The organism is Pseudoalteromonas sp. NZS71_1, from assembly GCF_015864305.1.
Taxonomy (GTDB): Bacteria; Pseudomonadota; Gammaproteobacteria; order Enterobacterales; family Alteromonadaceae; genus Pseudoalteromonas; species Pseudoalteromonas arctica.
In genome coordinates this window covers 173,364-188,603 of record NZ_JADYXM010000003.1, presented here as the reverse complement: position 1 = coordinate 188,603, position 15,240 = coordinate 173,364, and the positions used below count along the sequence as shown (strand labels likewise).

The following is a 15,240-nucleotide window of genomic DNA, read 5'->3' as shown; positions in this document are numbered from 1 at the left end:
ATATGAAAATAAACATCGTGTGGTTTAAACGTGATTTGCGTCTTAGCGATCATCAACCATTAAAAAATGCATTCAGTAATGGCTTACCTACCCTATTACTTTATAACTTTGAGCCATTACTGCTCGAAGATGCACACTACAATGAGCGGCACTGGCGCTTTGTATATCAATCAATAGTTGAGTTAAACAAGCAACTAGAGCGTTTTAACGCCTGTGTTTATATATTTAATTTAAATATGAGCGATTTACTTGAATCGTTAAAGGCACAGTTTGAAATAGTTAATATTTTTAGCCATCAAGAAATAGGCTTAAATAACACCTTTAAGCGCGATAAAGCAATAAAAGCATGGTGCCAGCATAACCATATTAACTGGCAAGAGTCGCAAACAGGCGCGGTTATTCGCGGCAAAAAAAATCGTAATAATTGGAACGAACGCTGGCAGCAAACAATGCAAGCACCTATTGCTGTTCCTAATTGGAAGAGTATAAAAACAATTACCCTCAATAACTACCAAACACCTGAGCTACCAAGCGCTTACATGCAAGATCACGACAGCTTTCAACAAGGCGGCCCGCTGCATGCGCGAACTGTAATGCAGAGCTTTTTTGCCGAGCGCGGTAAAGGTTATCAAAAAGGAATATCGAGCCCAAGTTTAAGCCAAACCCACTGCTCTCGTCTTTCCCCGTATTTAGCGTGGGGGAACATTAGCCTTAGGCAAGTGTATCAAATGGCCATTGATGAATATCATTCAAAACACCCTGATAAAAGAGGCTGGAAGCGCCCGCTTGCAGCGTTTGTATCGCGTTTGCACTGGCATTGCCATTTTATGCAAAAGTTTGAAAGCGAATGCTCTATGGAGTTTTTAGCCCTTAATCCGGGTTATCACGTATTTCCGTATCGTGATGATGAACATGTGAAAAACGATATTGAACGATGGGCCCAAGGTAAAACGGGTATTCCCATTATTGACGCTTGCATGCGCTGCTTAAAAGCCACCGGTTATATAAACTTTAGAATGCGCGCCATGCTTGTAAGCTTTGTCACCCATCATTTAAATATAAGCTGGCAGCAAGCAAGCTTTCCGCTCGCTAATTACTTTTTAGATTTTGAGCCTGGCATTCACTACCCGCAAATTCAAATGCAAGCCTCGGTAACAGGCATAAACACCATTAGGCACTATAACCCAATTAAACAATCAGAAGATCAAGATCCAACAGGTTCATTTATTAAAAAGTGGTGCCCCGAGCTTGAAAAACTCCCTATTGAATATTTACATCAGCCTTGGGAGCAAACTCCAATGGAAGCACTCTTTAACGACTTTAAGTTAGGGGAGGATTATCCCGAACCGATGCTTGATTTAACAGCAGCCTCAAAAGAAGCACGCGAACGCTTATGGCAATACCGTGAGCGAGCCGATGTTAAACGCGCCATAGGGAGGATTCTTAAAAAACACGTTGGAGGTACTCAAAAAGTTACTCGAACAAAAAGTAAAACGGATACTAAAAGTAACAGCAAGGCTAAGTAAGTATGGCGCACAAAAAACTAAACTTACCTCAAAAAATATGCCCCATTTGTAATAAACCTTTCGCGTGGCGTAAAAAGTGGCAGCGCGACTGGGATAACGTTATTTACTGTTCAGAGCGCTGTAAGCGAAATAAACAGGGATAACAATTAACTGGCGTCTATTTTGCAGCATCATCTGTAATTAACGCTTTTAAGGCTTTATGTAAGCTTATTTTGTAAATAACGCTTAACTAACCTGAAAAGCTTACACTCAAGCAAGGAGAAGATGATGACGATTAAAAAAACGGCAAGTTCAACATGGTCTGGCGACATTAAAACAGGTAAAGGTAGCATATCAACTCAAAGTGGCGCGCTTAACAAACAACCTTACGGTTTTAATACCCGCTTTGAAGATAAGGCAGGCTCAAACCCTGAAGAATTAGTAGGTGCAGCGCACAGCGCATGTTTTAGTATGGCACTTTCACTTGCATTAGGTGATGCAGGCTTTACCGCCGATAAAATTGATACTAAAGCCACTGTAAGCCTTGATGAAGTAGATGATGGTTTTTCAGTAACGCATATTGCCCTTGAGGTAAAAGCGCGTATTGATGATATTCAAAATGAGCAGTTTCAAGCCTTGTGTGAGCAAACCAAAAAGAGCTGCCCTATTTCAAAACTCTTAAATACCGAAATATCACTAGATGCGACACTTCAATCAGCATTTTAACTATTTAGACTTAACTATTTAGATGTAACTATTTAGACAGTTCCTTACTAAAAAAGCCAAGTAAGTAATTACTTGGCTTGCTTATTATAAAAAATTATTTTTAGGTTTATTCCAGCTCAAAGTACTGACTACAAGCCCTATTCCCATCCCAATTGCTGGCCATACTACCCACATATAATTAGGCGAAGTTAGTAAATTTATAACGCTTAGTAAAGTTAAAATAAGTAGATATGTTTTAATTTTTTTGCCTAATGTAATTGTATTGCTCATTTATACTCTCCAAGTAATGTATGTCGCTATTATTGTTTTAATAAGCAACATACACACCTGCTAAATGTCACTAAGTGATCTGACATTAGTCATTACTTTTTATTTAATTACATAGTCATTTATTATGTATAAAAACATAAAAAACAATACTTTAATCTATTTGTGTTAGGATCTAATCTCAACTAACCTTAAACAAATAAACATAAGAGGATGAGCTAAATGAGCGAAAAATCAAAAGATTTAGAAAAAGTGACATGTAACAACTGCGCTGATACTAACGATCTCGAATTTGATTTTTCAATGGCTTTTCAACCCATTATAAACTGTAAAACTAACCTCATTTATGGCTATGAAGCGCTGGTTAGAGGTTTAAATGGCGAGTCTGCTTATTCTATTATTTCAAAAGTGAATGAGGACAACCGCTATGCATTTGATCAGCTTTGTCGTATTAAAGCCATTCAACTAGCCTCAAAGCTGGGCATAACATCAATGCTAAGCATTAACTTTTTACCTAATGCTATTTATAAACCTGAGCGATGTATACGCACCACACTAGAAGCTGCAAAAAAGTATAACTTTCCAATTCAAAATATTATGTTTGAATTTACCGAAGTAGAAAAAATAGAAGATACCACGCACATAAAGCGCGTTGTTGATTACTATCAGTCTCTTGGGTTTAAAACCGCCACCGATGACTTTGGTGCAGGTTATTCTGGTTTAAATCTACTGGCTGACTTTCAAACAGATATTATCAAGCTTGATATGGCGCTCATACGCAATATAAACAACGACAAAAAACGCCAATTAATAGTAACTCATTGCTTAAATATGTTTCGCGATTTAAACATTACTCCATTGGCTGAAGGGATTGAAACAGTACAAGAATATACATGGCTTAAAAACGCAGGTGTTGAACTTATGCAAGGGTATTTATTTGCCAAACCAAGCTTTGAAAACTTGCCTAAGGTAAATTTTGAGGACATAGGTGCTGATTAATACCCAACACCTATTATTTATATCTTATTGAATCTAAGTAATGCTAAAACTACATATTACCCAGCTCTATCATCATCGCTGTATACATACGTAAATTGAGCTCAAGTTGCTTAATGGTCATAAATTCATGCTCTGAGTGACCCGTGTAGCGCTTACCGGGCATTGAAGGACCAAACGATACCGCGTTATCAAACAGCTTTGCATTAGTGCCACCACCAATTGATACAAAGTCAGCTTTTTCGTCGCCCGTAAAATGTTTAAAAATATCAAGTAGCTTTTGCGCATGCGGCGCGCTATCAAGCAGCATAGGTGTGCCAATAATTGTTTCTATGTTGGCAAGCGTTACATTGTTAGTGGCTTGCCAATTAGCGAGCGCATCATCAATTTGCTTTTGTAATACAGCTTCGTCTTTACCCATAGGGCGACGTGCATTTACAGCAAGTGTTAGCGCATTACCATCGCGCTCTATAACGGTTGGTGCCACTGTCATCGGACCCATAAAGTCGTGCTTATAGGCTATTTCGCCAAACTGTTTACCGTGAATATCTAAACCAATTAACTGATTCACAAAGTCGATTAGCTCGCCGTCACTGTTATTTTCAAGCTCCACGCCTTTAAATAACTCAGCTAAATACGCAATCGCATTTATACCCGACTCCGGCTCTGATGAATGCGCCGACATACCTTTAACACTTATTGCTAAGGCATCATTTTGATCACTAAAGTTAAACTCAACTTTATTTAATGTTTTGGCTTTTGCTTTTAATGTATTAATAAGTGCAGCGTCTGCATTGTGAAGTACTAAGCTGGCGTCTTCTGGAATTTGGCTTCTAAACGCACCGCCAGTTACATCCTTTACATATAAACCCGTTTGTGGCGATGTAGCATTAAATGTAGGGGCTATTAAGCTCCAACCTTTCTCTGCAACCACTACAGGATATGACGCATCAATCGTTACTGCATATTTTGGCTGCTCGTACGTTTTCATAAATTCAGTAAGTGGACCCCAATCAGACTCCTCAGCAAGATAAATCATTAGCTCAATACGGTTATTAAGCGTTATGCCTTTATCTTTAATTGCTTTCATGGCGTAAAGCGCGGTTGCTATTGCACCTTTATCGTCTTCCGTACCACGACCAACTAATTTACCAGGCTCTGATGTATCAATAATAAAAGGGCTTTGTTTCCATTTGCTAGCATTTGCAGGTTGCACATCGCCATGCGTTACTACCGTTACTTTTTCGCTTTGCTCGCCCATACCGATTAGTACGGTATAACCTAAATCTTGGTAGTCAAAACCAAGCTCTGCGGCTTTCATTTTTAAAAGTGCTTTAAAGCCAATAAAATCTTGGTTTTGTGGCGTTTTTATATTCGCTTTATTAACCGTAGGAAAGGCAACTAAATTGGTAAGAGTGTGTATTTGAGCATTTTGGTAGGTATTTACTGCGTAATCGGCAACGCTATCAATATTTTTATTTAACTGCGCATGAGCACCAAACGCAAATAAAGCAATACTGGCTAAAGCTAACTTTTTCAAAACAATTCCCATTTAATTAATAACTAAGAGTGGGAATTATAACGCTATGAAGCGCTTACTTATAGCTCTTTACGCCAAACGCGCAGATTACTTAAGCTGAATATTTATATAGCAGCTTTTATGAGGATGACTGTATAATGCGCGACTTAAAATTAACAGGGTATTTAATTGTGAACCGTCGTAAAAAAATCGTCACTAAATTTCAAAAGAAAGATAAACGCACTAACGCTAAATTGCACAAAGGCAATAAACCGTCTTATGTGTCAAAAGCTGAGCGCGAAAAACTAGCTGAACAAGAAAGTAATGAGCCACAGGTAATCCAAGAGTAACTTTACGTTACCTGTTGCTTTGATAATTTAAAGTGGCAAAAGTACCGACCACATACATAACCGACTACTGCCGTGGCAACTATAAGTTCAAACGTAGCTAAGTAATTAACTGCATCTACATATGGTATTGCGAGGTTTATACTTTGCATCCAATCAGCCATTTTAAATAATGCAGTTGCCCCAATAACCATTGGAAACGTAAAAGCAGCGTAGCTCGGCGTAAAAGGTCTGCGTAATAACTTTATAAATAACACATAAACAATCAGTGTTTTTATTATCGCTAATATAAATAATGCCCCCACTATAACAAGTGATGGATTAGCTACAATATGAAAATATCCCGCTAATGTTAAACTGGCAGGCGCAGCTAAAATGGCAAGTGTTGGCTGTATTTCGTAGTCACTTTTTAATGCTAATAAAAAACGGTAAAACATAATTGGCAGCATTATAGCGTACGTTGATATACCAATAACTAACGCACTATAAGCTAACCACGCTAATGTCGGATTTCCCGAAAAAGTAATATCTGCAATAATTATCCCCACTGGTGGCACAAACCAACTGGGCGCCATATCTTCAAAATTAAACTTTTTTGCCCGCTGGTATAAAAAGCTCACCAAAAATGTGAGATGCAACACAAAAGCTAAAACCCACATAGTATCACCAGCCAATGGGTTAAATTGCCCAATTGAGTTTGAAATAACAAGATTAGCCATTGCAAATGTAGGGATCACACTTCCTGCAACTGGGTGTGCTAAATCGGCTTTTAATAAGTGAGGGTGCAGTAAAAACTTAGCAGCCAAAAGTAAAACTAATACGCTAGCAAAAACAGCTCCCAAAAATTGCCCATAATAATTTAAATTAAAAACGTTTTCCCATGCCCACCCCATACTGACAATACCCAAAGCTAAACCAGCCATGGCCGTTGGCGCACCCATCACTTTATTTTTAAATTGCTTAAACACTGTATTTCCTAATCATTGGGTGATGAACAAGTTACTGCTTTTTACTGCATTGCCTTAAAATAACGCTGTAAAATTAGTACAAGCGTGCTTAATAGAACGCTTTTTGCGTACAAATATTTCATAAAATAAGTTTACGGCTTAGTTATTAGTTATTAGTTATTAGTTATTAGTTATTAGTTATTAGTTATTAGTTATTAGTTATTAGTTATTAGTTATTAGTTATTAAAGCGCAAAAAAAGCCATAACGTGGTTATGGCTTTTGCTTTATTTTAAATTTGAATATGAGGTTAATTAAAACGCGTAACTAACGCTTAAATTAAATGAACGCCCCTGCCCTGCAAGTTGTTCAAACCCGTTGCTACTATCTTGTTTAAGTGCCGCAATACTTATACCACCTAATGGGAGCTGGTAATACTCATCAAACACATTACTCACTTCTGCGCTTAGCGTTAATGAATCCCATGTGGCTTTAGAGCTTAAATTAACCAAGCTGTAGCTGTCTGTTTGGTTTTCAAAACGATTATTATCTACACGGCTTTTAGTATCTACCCACTGCCAAGATAATGCATTTTCAAATCGACCTATTTGCTGGCTAATACCTAGCTGGGTTTGCAGTGGTTTAATTTGATAAAGCGGCTGGTTAGTATCGTCGCGCTTGCCTCTCGTATTAGTAACATTAGCGTGTAACTGCCAGTTACCTAATTGCTTAGATTCATAAATATTGGCTGTTAAATCTATTTTTGCACCATACAAAATTGCATCTACATTAGTAAACTGCAAAATATTGCGCGCTGTATTGTCCAAGTCATAACTATTGAAGCTTCTTACAATATCAGCATCAATGTAGTCGTTCACATCTGTATACCAAACATTGGTGCTTAATAGCCAACGGTCATCTTTAGCCGATTTAATATAAGTAGCACTTATTGTATGCGCTGTTTCAACGTCTAAATCAGGGTTACCAATATAGCCATTACCATCGCCATACCAACCAATCATGGTGGTTGCCATGGTACTTACACCCCAACTGTATCGCTCGTATAAATTAGGTGCTCGGTTTTTACGGGCAAGCCCAAATTGCAGCTCATCATAATTTGTTATTTGGTAGTTAATTAATACGTTAGCATCAACTATAGTGTCGGTTTTATCTCTGTCGCCAGCATTAAAATTCTGTGCAGCAATAGTGTTATCTGTAGACGTATCGCTCATGGTCATACTTTCCATGCTACCCATCTCGCTCATATCGTCCATATCCGTCATGCTCATACCATCGTTGTAAGATTGAACTTCTCCAACTTGGGTATTAATACTTTCAATACGTACGCCTGCGTTTAACCATAATTTTGTATTTATTTGGCTCTCAAATTCTGCAAATGCCGCTATTCGCTCTCGTTTACCGTTATTTATATTTACGTAATCCTCTGGCCCCATCATGGTTGAGCCTTCAATACCTGGCCACCAATCATCAATACTGTAATTGTAATATTCTTGACCGAGTAAAATACTGCTGTTTTTATCAAGCGCGATACGCCATTTAAGCTGCGTACTTATATCTTGTGCATCGGTTTTCATTCGCATCATGCCTGTTTTTTCTTGGCTGAAAAAACCCATTTCGTGCTTTACGCTATGCCAGTTAACTTGCCCTTCAAGCTCGCTGTTTTCAAAGGAGCGTTTGTATTGAGCTATTGCACCGTAGCTGGTGTTATCGGTCATATCCATATACTGATTTGCAAATCCCTGATACGGGATTTTTTGATGCGTTAGCTTTATAACTAATTGCTGTTTATCATCGCGCATAGCTGCGGTTAAACTATGATTTTGTGCTCGATACAATGTATCTAATACTACATCGCCGTTACCATCTTCATAACTATCTGCGTCACTAAACGAACCCTGATAATTAAGGCTAAACGTGTCACTTGCTAAACGTGCACCAACGCCAAGTTTACGTCCGTTATCAACGCTACTGTACTTTGCTGACACATAACCTGAGTGCCAACCTAATTCATTGCTATCGCTATACTGTGGTGAAATAGAATTAACGCTTATTACACCGGCAATATTATCCCCGCCCGCGCTTACTGGCGACACGCCTGCAACCACATTGTAAGACGTAATTTGATTAGCCGAGATATACGAAAGTGGCGGGTTCATATGATTAGCGCATGCAGCGGTTACATCTGCACCATCAACTAACACTTTAACTCTGTCGCCCATTAAACCATTTAAAATAGGTAAGTTAGATACGCCGCCCGCTGCTGAAAAATCGACACCTAAATCACTTAATAACGATTCTGACGAACCAAGTGCTAAATGCTTATTTTGAGCATGTCCGTGTACTTCAATCACTTCTAAAGGCATATCGTCGGCAAATGCAAAAGGAGATAGCACACCGCTAATAAAAAGTGCGACAGGCGTTAGTAAATATGTTTTTTGAGTTTTGCTTTTATAAACCATTGTTAATTTATGCCACTGTAATAATTGACGTAATTATAATGTGAGTTGCAAAAGCAAAAGCGCGACATATTGTCGCACTTTATCAATTTAAAATGTTGTTAGGGGTGTTTGAACACATAAGAAGGCAGCTTTAAACATAGGAACATGCAATTAACTAAGTATTTAACTTAGCTACCGTTTGAGAAACAATATCGGCTCCACGTTCAATCTCTTTAATGACCTCAGACACATTAGCAATAAGCTCTCTTCCTTGTTTTGATGAGTCTGAAACTGACGTTATTTGCTTTGATATATCATTAGTGAGCTCTTGGTTATTTTTAACAACACTTGCTATTTCATTAGTAGAGCGACTAGTGCTGGCTGCAAGCTGCCTTACTTCATCAGCTACTACAGCAAAACCTCGACCATAATCACCAGCACGCGCTGCTTCTATTGCGGCATTAAGTGCCAGTAAATTAGTTTGATCCGCAATGCTGCTAATTGTCGAAACAATGGAACCTATGACCGCAGACTGTTCATTAAGATTTTTTATTAAATCTACCGATTTAAGTACTTGGCTTACAATGGCGTCGGAGTTCGCTATAGAGCTTTGTAGTATTTCAGAGCCTTTTTTAGCAGTTGTAGCAGTAGCTACCGCCGATTCATGTGCTATTGCAGCGGCTTCTGTCACTGCACTGTTATTATTAATTCGATCGGTAATATTTGATGCAAACTTAATTATTTTAATTACATTACCTTTGCTATCTAAAATTGGGTTATAAGTTGCTTCTAACCAAATTTCTGAACCGTCGGCGGCAATACGTTTAAATTTTCCTGACTTAAACTGCCCCTGCGCTAATTCACTCCAAAAGCGTGGGTTATTCTCATAAAACAATTTAGTACAAAACATTTTATGATGCTTGCCTACAATGTCTTTTAAGCTATAACCTATTGTTGCTAAAAAGTTTTGGTTCGCCTTTAAAACATTACCCTCTGGGGTAAACTCTATTGTAGCCAAGGCTTTGTCGAGTGCATTTGCAATAGCTTCTTGCGCTTTTCTTTGTATGTAACTGGTCGTAATATCAGAGGCTATTTTAATAACTTTGGTGACTACGCCGCGATCTTCTACAGGAAAGTAAGTTGCCTCAAGCCAAAGCTTATCGCCATTAGCTTTGTACCTTAAAAATGAGCCTGCTTTAGAATTCCCTGTTTTTAATGCTTGCCAAAATTGACTATATTCGTTTGACTTTGCATATTCAGGTTCGCAAAACATACGATGATGCTTACCAATTATTTTCTCTTTGCTATACCCAATCGTTTTTAAAAACAACTGGTTTGCGTCTAATATTATTCCATCAGGTGTAAACTCTATATAAGCAACGTGCTTATTAATTGCCGATAAAATAGATTGTTTTTGAATTAATTGAAGCTCCATTTCTTCAATTTTTGCGTTTCTTTTAGAAATACCAAACATATAAAAACCTTAAGGAGTAAATTAGTACAAAAATTAGCAAATTAATGTGATATCAATATGTAGCTGTACTGTAAATATAAGCTTTAAATAACCTTTCGGCTAATATTTAATATCTTATATATATATGCTTTATAAATAGTTTTTTTATTTTATAAATGTTAAGTAGTATTTTCTTCTAATTAACATTTTAAAAACCTAATAAAACCACTAATTTATGCATGACTCTGTACTTTTTTTAACTTAAAATAGCGCCCTCACAGACTACCCTCTCACACCAAAATTTAAGCATACACATAATATTTCCTATTCAAGATCTATTGTGCAGTTTCATTTTTAAAATTAAACCTTAAGGGATCATCTATGACATCAGATGTAACGTCGGCATCTAGTCAACTTAACAGAACCGCTATTTTACTCGTATTAGCGCTAGGCACATTTATTTTAGGATTATCTGAGTTTTCGATGATGCCTATGCTGCCACTAATTAGCGAAACATTTGGCTCAACGCCCTCACAAAGTGGTTACGCAATTAGTGCTTACGCCATTGGTGTTGTAGTTGGCGCCCCTATTTTAATGCTTACCACTGCTAATATGAGAAAGCGCAAAGCATTGCTCATTTTTATAAGCTTAATGTTTGTCTCAAACGGGTTAAGCGCGATGGCAACATCGCTTGAGCAGCTTGTAATATTTAGATTTTTAAGTGGTTTACCTCATGGTGCATATTTTGGCGCGGCTATTTTATTAGCATCGGATATTGCCCCAAAAGGTAAGCGTGCTAGCTTTATGTCTAAGGTGTTTATGGGGTTAACTGTGGCTACTATTGTTGGTGTGCCTGTTGTAACACTTGTGGGTCAAAACCTTAGTTGGCGGTATTGTTTAGCCGGCGCTGCAGTGCTTGCATTTATTGCTTTTATTTTTGTTTATAAAGTAGTTCCAAATATAGATAACGCTAAGCCTTCTAACTTACTAAACGAGTTTGGCGTACTTAAAAACAAACTGGTTTGGTCTATTTTGGGTATTGTAATTATTGGCTTTGGCGGGGTATTTTGTATTTATACTTACATTGCCGACACCATCTTAGTGGTAACAAAAACAGCCCCATATACTATTTCTATCGCAATGGTAATGTTTGGTATTGGTTGTACGCTCGGTAACTATGTACTGGGTAAAGCTGCCGATAAATCAGCAATTAAAACGACTGGCCTTGCGCTTGTATGTACCATTGTATTTGCCTTTGCTTATGTAACGGCAAGCCATAATATTTGGGCTCTTTACGCAGTGATCTTCTTTATTGGTTGCAGTGTGGGCTTGGCTACGCTGATTCAAACGCTTTTAATGGACGTTGCGCCCGAAGGCCACGCTATGATTGGTGCCTTAGTACAGTGCGCATTTAATACTGCCAATGCTATAGGTCCTTGGGTTGGCGGAATTGCAATAGCGCAAGGTGCTGCACCTAATCAAACAGGTTACGTAGCAGCTGCATTGTTTTTAGGTGGTTTGGGTATGTGGCTACTAAGTTACTTACAACTAAATAAACAGCAACCAACAGCGCAAGCCACTAATTAACTTGAGTTCAGATTAATTTAAAATACAAAAAGAGCCGCTAATTAGCGGCTCTTTTATTTTTAATTTACCTAGTAAATTAAGCGTTTAACGATGCCATATCAATAACAAAGCGGTATCGTACGTCAGACTTTTCCATACGCTCGTATGCTGTGTTAATTTCGTCTATGTTGATCATTTCGCACTCAGGTAGCACGTTATTTTCACCACAAAAGTCGAGCATTTGTTGCGTCTGTGCAATACCACCAATAAGTGAGCCTGCAATACGACGGCGACCCATTAACAGTGGCACCGTGCTTAGCTCATCTACAGGACCAACTTGGCCTACAATAACTAAAGTACCATCTACATCAAGTAGTGGTGTGTAAATAGATAAATCATGTTTTACAGGTACCGTATCTATAATGACGTCAAAGGCAGATTGCGAGTCTTTCATTTCGTCATCATTAGATGACACTAAGTAGTGCTGAGCACCCAATTTAACCGCATCATCTTTTTTAGACTCACTACGGCCGATTACCGTAACGCTTGCGCCCATTGCAACTGCATTTTTAACGGCCATATGGCCAAGTCCGCCTAGACCAACAACACCCACACGGCTACCTTTTTTTACGCCCCATTTATGAAGTGGCGAGTAAGTAGTAATACCTGCACAAAGTAGCGGTGCTACGCGAGAAAGGTCTAAATTTTCTGGTACGGAAAGTACGAATTCTTCGCGTACAACGACATGTTTAGAATACCCACCTTGGGTCATTTCACCACTAATGAGGTCTTTGCCTGCATAAGTACCAATCATACCTTCGCGGCAAAATTGCTCTTCATCGTTATCACATTGATCGCAGCTTTGGCACGAATCAACCATACAACCAACAGCAACCGTGTCGCCTTGCTTGTATTTTTTAACGTCGCTACCTACCGACATAACTTTACCAACAATTTCGTGCCCAGGTACCAATGGGTAGTCACTGCCACCCCAATCATTTCGTACGGCGTGTAAATCTGAATGGCACACACCACAGTATAAAATTTCAATTTCTACATCGTTATTTCGTAAATCGCGGCGCTCAAAAGAAAATTCTGTCAATTCAGAACCTTGGCTTTTTGCTGCATATCCTACTGTTTTCATAATAACTCCATAGTGGTTAAAAATTTAAATCATCAACAGCATAGTACATAGCCTGTGAATAGAACCTGACAATATAAAATAGGCACAAAAAAAGCCCAAACAGTGTTTGGGCTTAATCGTTAGGACTAGGGAGCTAAATTTAATTATTTTGCAAGTAAGCTGTTTAATTCATTAATAATTGAATGAATGCGCTCTGCATTTTTTCCTAAATCACTACGCCCTACTCGCGACTTACTACGAATATCAACAAAACGTTGGCTGCCTTCATCTTTAATACGAATTACCACATCGTCTTTAAAACCAAACCACGTTGTTGTATCGGTAGCTTCCACAATACCTGTAGCCGTATTTGCACTTACCAATGCAAAGCCAAGATTTTTAACTGCTTGTTCGCTTGCTGTCATTAAATCGGCTTTAGATTGTGCAAAGCTTATCGTTACCAGCTCCGGGTATGCTTTGCGTTGCTGTACTGCCGTTTCTTCACCCGCGTATTCTACTGGGTTAGATGCATTTGCACGCAGTGGTGCAATTGCTACAAATTTTGGTGGATTAACTAAATCAGTTGAAATGTCATGAATTGCCGGTACGCCTTCAGCCTTGTTCATCATATTAAGTGGCATAGCAATGGCCACAACCGAAAATACAAGTGCAATAACACCACTGCTTAGCGTTAACGTTTTACGCATAAATAACGCTTGTACTATAAGTAGCACCAATGCAGCGCCACCAGCATAAACGCCAAATTTAAACCCCGTAAACGCAACACCTAATTCTACAATACCAAATTTATACAAAGGCCCTGGCAGTATGACGAGTAAAAAAGCGATTAAACTAACTAAGCTCACTAAAACTTTCATTTTATGATTCCTATATTGTGTGTGATTTTTATTATTAAAACAGATAAGCACTATTAACCAGTAGCTTATACTACTAACAAGTTCTTTTAGATTACTATTAGCGACTAATTACACAAAAAAGTCCAATGTTGTGTGATCAAAGTTACTCAAGTTTGGAAAAATATCAACAAGCTCAGAGCTTGGCACACCAAACCACTGAGCCAATGTGGCAAAGTACTGCTCATTAGCAACACTTGGAATTAAACGCCCGCCACCGGTATCTTGTGGGCCATCCAAATGTTGAGTTAGTAGCTCGCCATATATATTGCCGCCTTTTACTGCGCCGCCCATTACTATTTGGTTTCCTGCCCAACCATGGTCAGTGCCATCGCCATTTGAGGTCAACGTGCGACCAAAATCAGACATAGTAAACGCAGTCACTTTATCTGCCATATCAAGCTCTTTCATCGCGCTATCAAATTCACTTAACCCTTGAGCTAACGTATTTAATAAAGCAGGGTGCGTTGTTAATTGGTTATCGTGCGTATCATACCCCCCCATAGAAACAAAAAACACTTGGCGCTGAGTGCTCAATTTTGCCTGTACGCTAATTGTTTTAGCGACTGCTGCAAATTGCTCACTAAGGCTATTATCGCTAAATGGGGTAATAAGTGCAGGCGCGCTTTCTAACGCGCTGTTCATTGCTTGAGTGTTATTTATCGCACTTGTTAAGCCATTGGCATAAGCTGTACTTAATGGATGGCTCGTATTGCCTAGTAAGCGGTTCATAATAGAAGTTACGTGCTCGCTACGAGGTTGATACCCTCCAAACGCGTTAATACTACTAATGCCACTTTTGTTAAGCGCAAATGCATTGCTAGCACTTCCCGTTTGCCATAAATTAGTACCGTCGAGTGATACATTAGCTGCAAACTCATCTTGTAGCTCTAAACGTTCTAAAAGTCGTGCGCCCCACCCGCTATTAAGTGATTGTTTTTCTCGACCATACATCCACGCAGCTTGCTGATCGTTATGCGAAAACAAATGCTTAGGCAAACCTATTGCTTTATTTTTATAGTCATTCAATGTTGTGGGAGCGAGTAAAGTACCTACCCCGCCTACAAATGCTAAATTTTGAGATTCAAACACATTTTGTATAGGTTCAAGTGAGGGATGAATACCGACTCCACCGGCAAACTGGCTTTTAATACTTAACTCAAGTGGGCTCTCTACCGCCAGGTTCTGCCTACTTTGCTCGTAAACACTACGTTGCTCGCCTTCAAGCGGAACTAGCATATTTAACGAATCATTCCCTCCGTATAAATACACACACACTAATGCTTTGTAATCTCCTAGCTCAACTGCATTAGTCGCTCCAGTTAATGCTTGTAATTGCAGGCTCGTTAACGCGGCAGCCGATACACTACCTTTTACACATAACGACAAAAACTCTCTTCTATTAATGCTCATTATGCGC

General features: G+C 38.7%; 14 protein-coding genes. 6 read left to right on the top strand and 8 right to left on the bottom strand.

The window, feature by feature from the left end; translation table 11 throughout:
* Positions 1 to 2: 2 nt before the first annotated feature.
* The 3 genes from I6F43_RS06180 to I6F43_RS06170 all read left to right on the top strand — a co-directional run bounded on the left by I6F43_RS06180 (position 3) and on the right by I6F43_RS06170 (position 2,231).
* Positions 3 to 1,526, top strand: coding sequence for a cryptochrome/deoxyribodipyrimidine photo-lyase family protein (locus I6F43_RS06180; RefSeq protein WP_197101458.1), 1,524 nt, complete (start codon positions 3 to 5; stop codon positions 1,524 to 1,526).
* A 2-nt stretch (positions 1,527 to 1,528) separates the two neighbouring features.
* On the top strand, positions 1,529 to 1,669 hold the full coding sequence (locus tag I6F43_RS06175) for a DUF2256 domain-containing protein (protein WP_170072044.1): 141 nt from the start codon (positions 1,529 to 1,531) through the stop codon (positions 1,667 to 1,669).
* 124 nt (positions 1,670 to 1,793) lie between these two features.
* Complete coding sequence (locus tag I6F43_RS06170) at positions 1,794 to 2,231, top strand: OsmC family protein (protein ID WP_039487188.1); 438 nt, start codon at positions 1,794 to 1,796, stop codon at positions 2,229 to 2,231.
* A gap of 84 nt (positions 2,232 to 2,315) precedes the next feature.
* On the opposite strand, the gene I6F43_RS06165 is transcribed toward I6F43_RS06170, so the two are convergent.
* Entirely contained in the window at positions 2,316 to 2,501 is a 186-nt protein-coding gene (locus I6F43_RS06165) for a 2TM domain-containing protein (RefSeq protein ID WP_197101457.1), read from the bottom strand.
* A gap of 219 nt (positions 2,502 to 2,720) precedes the next feature.
* Here I6F43_RS06165 and I6F43_RS06160 point away from each other — a divergent pair, with 219 nt between their 5' ends.
* A complete protein-coding gene (locus I6F43_RS06160; RefSeq protein WP_197101456.1) occupies positions 2,721 to 3,497 on the top strand; it encodes an EAL domain-containing protein in 777 nt (258 codons plus the stop codon).
* 49 nt (positions 3,498 to 3,546) lie between these two features.
* Here the strand turns inward: I6F43_RS06160 and I6F43_RS06155 are convergent, their stop codons facing one another.
* On the bottom strand, positions 3,547 to 5,034 hold the full coding sequence (locus I6F43_RS06155; protein WP_197101455.1) for a dipeptidase: 1,488 nt from the start codon (positions 5,032 to 5,034) through the stop codon (positions 3,547 to 3,549).
* A 137-nt stretch (positions 5,035 to 5,171) separates the two neighbouring features.
* On the opposite strand from I6F43_RS06155, the gene I6F43_RS06150 reads away from it, so the two are divergent.
* Positions 5,172 to 5,363, top strand: a complete 192-nt coding sequence (locus tag I6F43_RS06150) for a DUF2986 domain-containing protein (RefSeq protein ID WP_024610949.1) — start codon at positions 5,172 to 5,174, stop codon at positions 5,361 to 5,363.
* A gap of 2 nt (positions 5,364 to 5,365) precedes the next feature.
* On the opposite strand, the gene I6F43_RS06145 is transcribed toward I6F43_RS06150, so the two are convergent.
* The 3 genes from I6F43_RS06145 to I6F43_RS06135 form a co-directional block, all read right to left on the bottom strand.
* Complete coding sequence (locus I6F43_RS06145) at positions 5,366 to 6,328, bottom strand: TDT family transporter (RefSeq protein WP_197101454.1); 963 nt, start codon at positions 6,326 to 6,328, stop codon at positions 5,366 to 5,368.
* A 291-nt stretch (positions 6,329 to 6,619) separates the two neighbouring features.
* Positions 6,620 to 8,785, bottom strand: a complete 2,166-nt coding sequence (locus I6F43_RS06140; protein ID WP_197101453.1) for a TonB-dependent receptor — start codon at positions 8,783 to 8,785, stop codon at positions 6,620 to 6,622.
* Between the two features lie 154 nt (positions 8,786 to 8,939).
* Positions 8,940 to 10,238: a methyl-accepting chemotaxis protein gene (locus I6F43_RS06135; RefSeq protein WP_197101452.1), complete on the bottom strand. Its 1,299-nt coding sequence runs from the start codon at positions 10,236 to 10,238 to the stop codon at positions 8,940 to 8,942.
* 360 nt (positions 10,239 to 10,598) lie between these two features.
* Between I6F43_RS06135 and I6F43_RS06130 the strand changes: the two genes are divergently transcribed.
* Entirely contained in the window at positions 10,599 to 11,804 is a 1,206-nt protein-coding gene (locus tag I6F43_RS06130; protein ID WP_007581242.1) for an MFS transporter, read from the top strand.
* 76 nt (positions 11,805 to 11,880) lie between these two features.
* Here the strand turns inward: I6F43_RS06130 and I6F43_RS06125 are convergent, their stop codons facing one another.
* The 3 genes from I6F43_RS06125 to I6F43_RS06115 all read right to left on the bottom strand — a co-directional run bounded on the left by I6F43_RS06125 (position 11,881) and on the right by I6F43_RS06115 (position 15,233).
* Positions 11,881 to 12,927, bottom strand: coding sequence for an NAD(P)-dependent alcohol dehydrogenase (locus tag I6F43_RS06125; protein WP_197101451.1), 1,047 nt, complete (start codon positions 12,925 to 12,927; stop codon positions 11,881 to 11,883).
* A 143-nt stretch (positions 12,928 to 13,070) separates the two neighbouring features.
* Positions 13,071 to 13,784 carry a DUF1499 domain-containing protein gene (locus tag I6F43_RS06120; protein WP_166378710.1) on the bottom strand — a complete coding sequence of 238 codons (714 nt, stop codon included), beginning with the start codon at positions 13,782 to 13,784 and terminating at the stop codon, positions 13,071 to 13,073.
* A 108-nt stretch (positions 13,785 to 13,892) separates the two neighbouring features.
* Positions 13,893 to 15,233, bottom strand: coding sequence for a DUF1501 domain-containing protein (locus tag I6F43_RS06115; RefSeq protein ID WP_169059986.1), 1,341 nt, complete (start codon positions 15,231 to 15,233; stop codon positions 13,893 to 13,895).
* Positions 15,234 to 15,240: the final 7 nt, after the last annotated feature.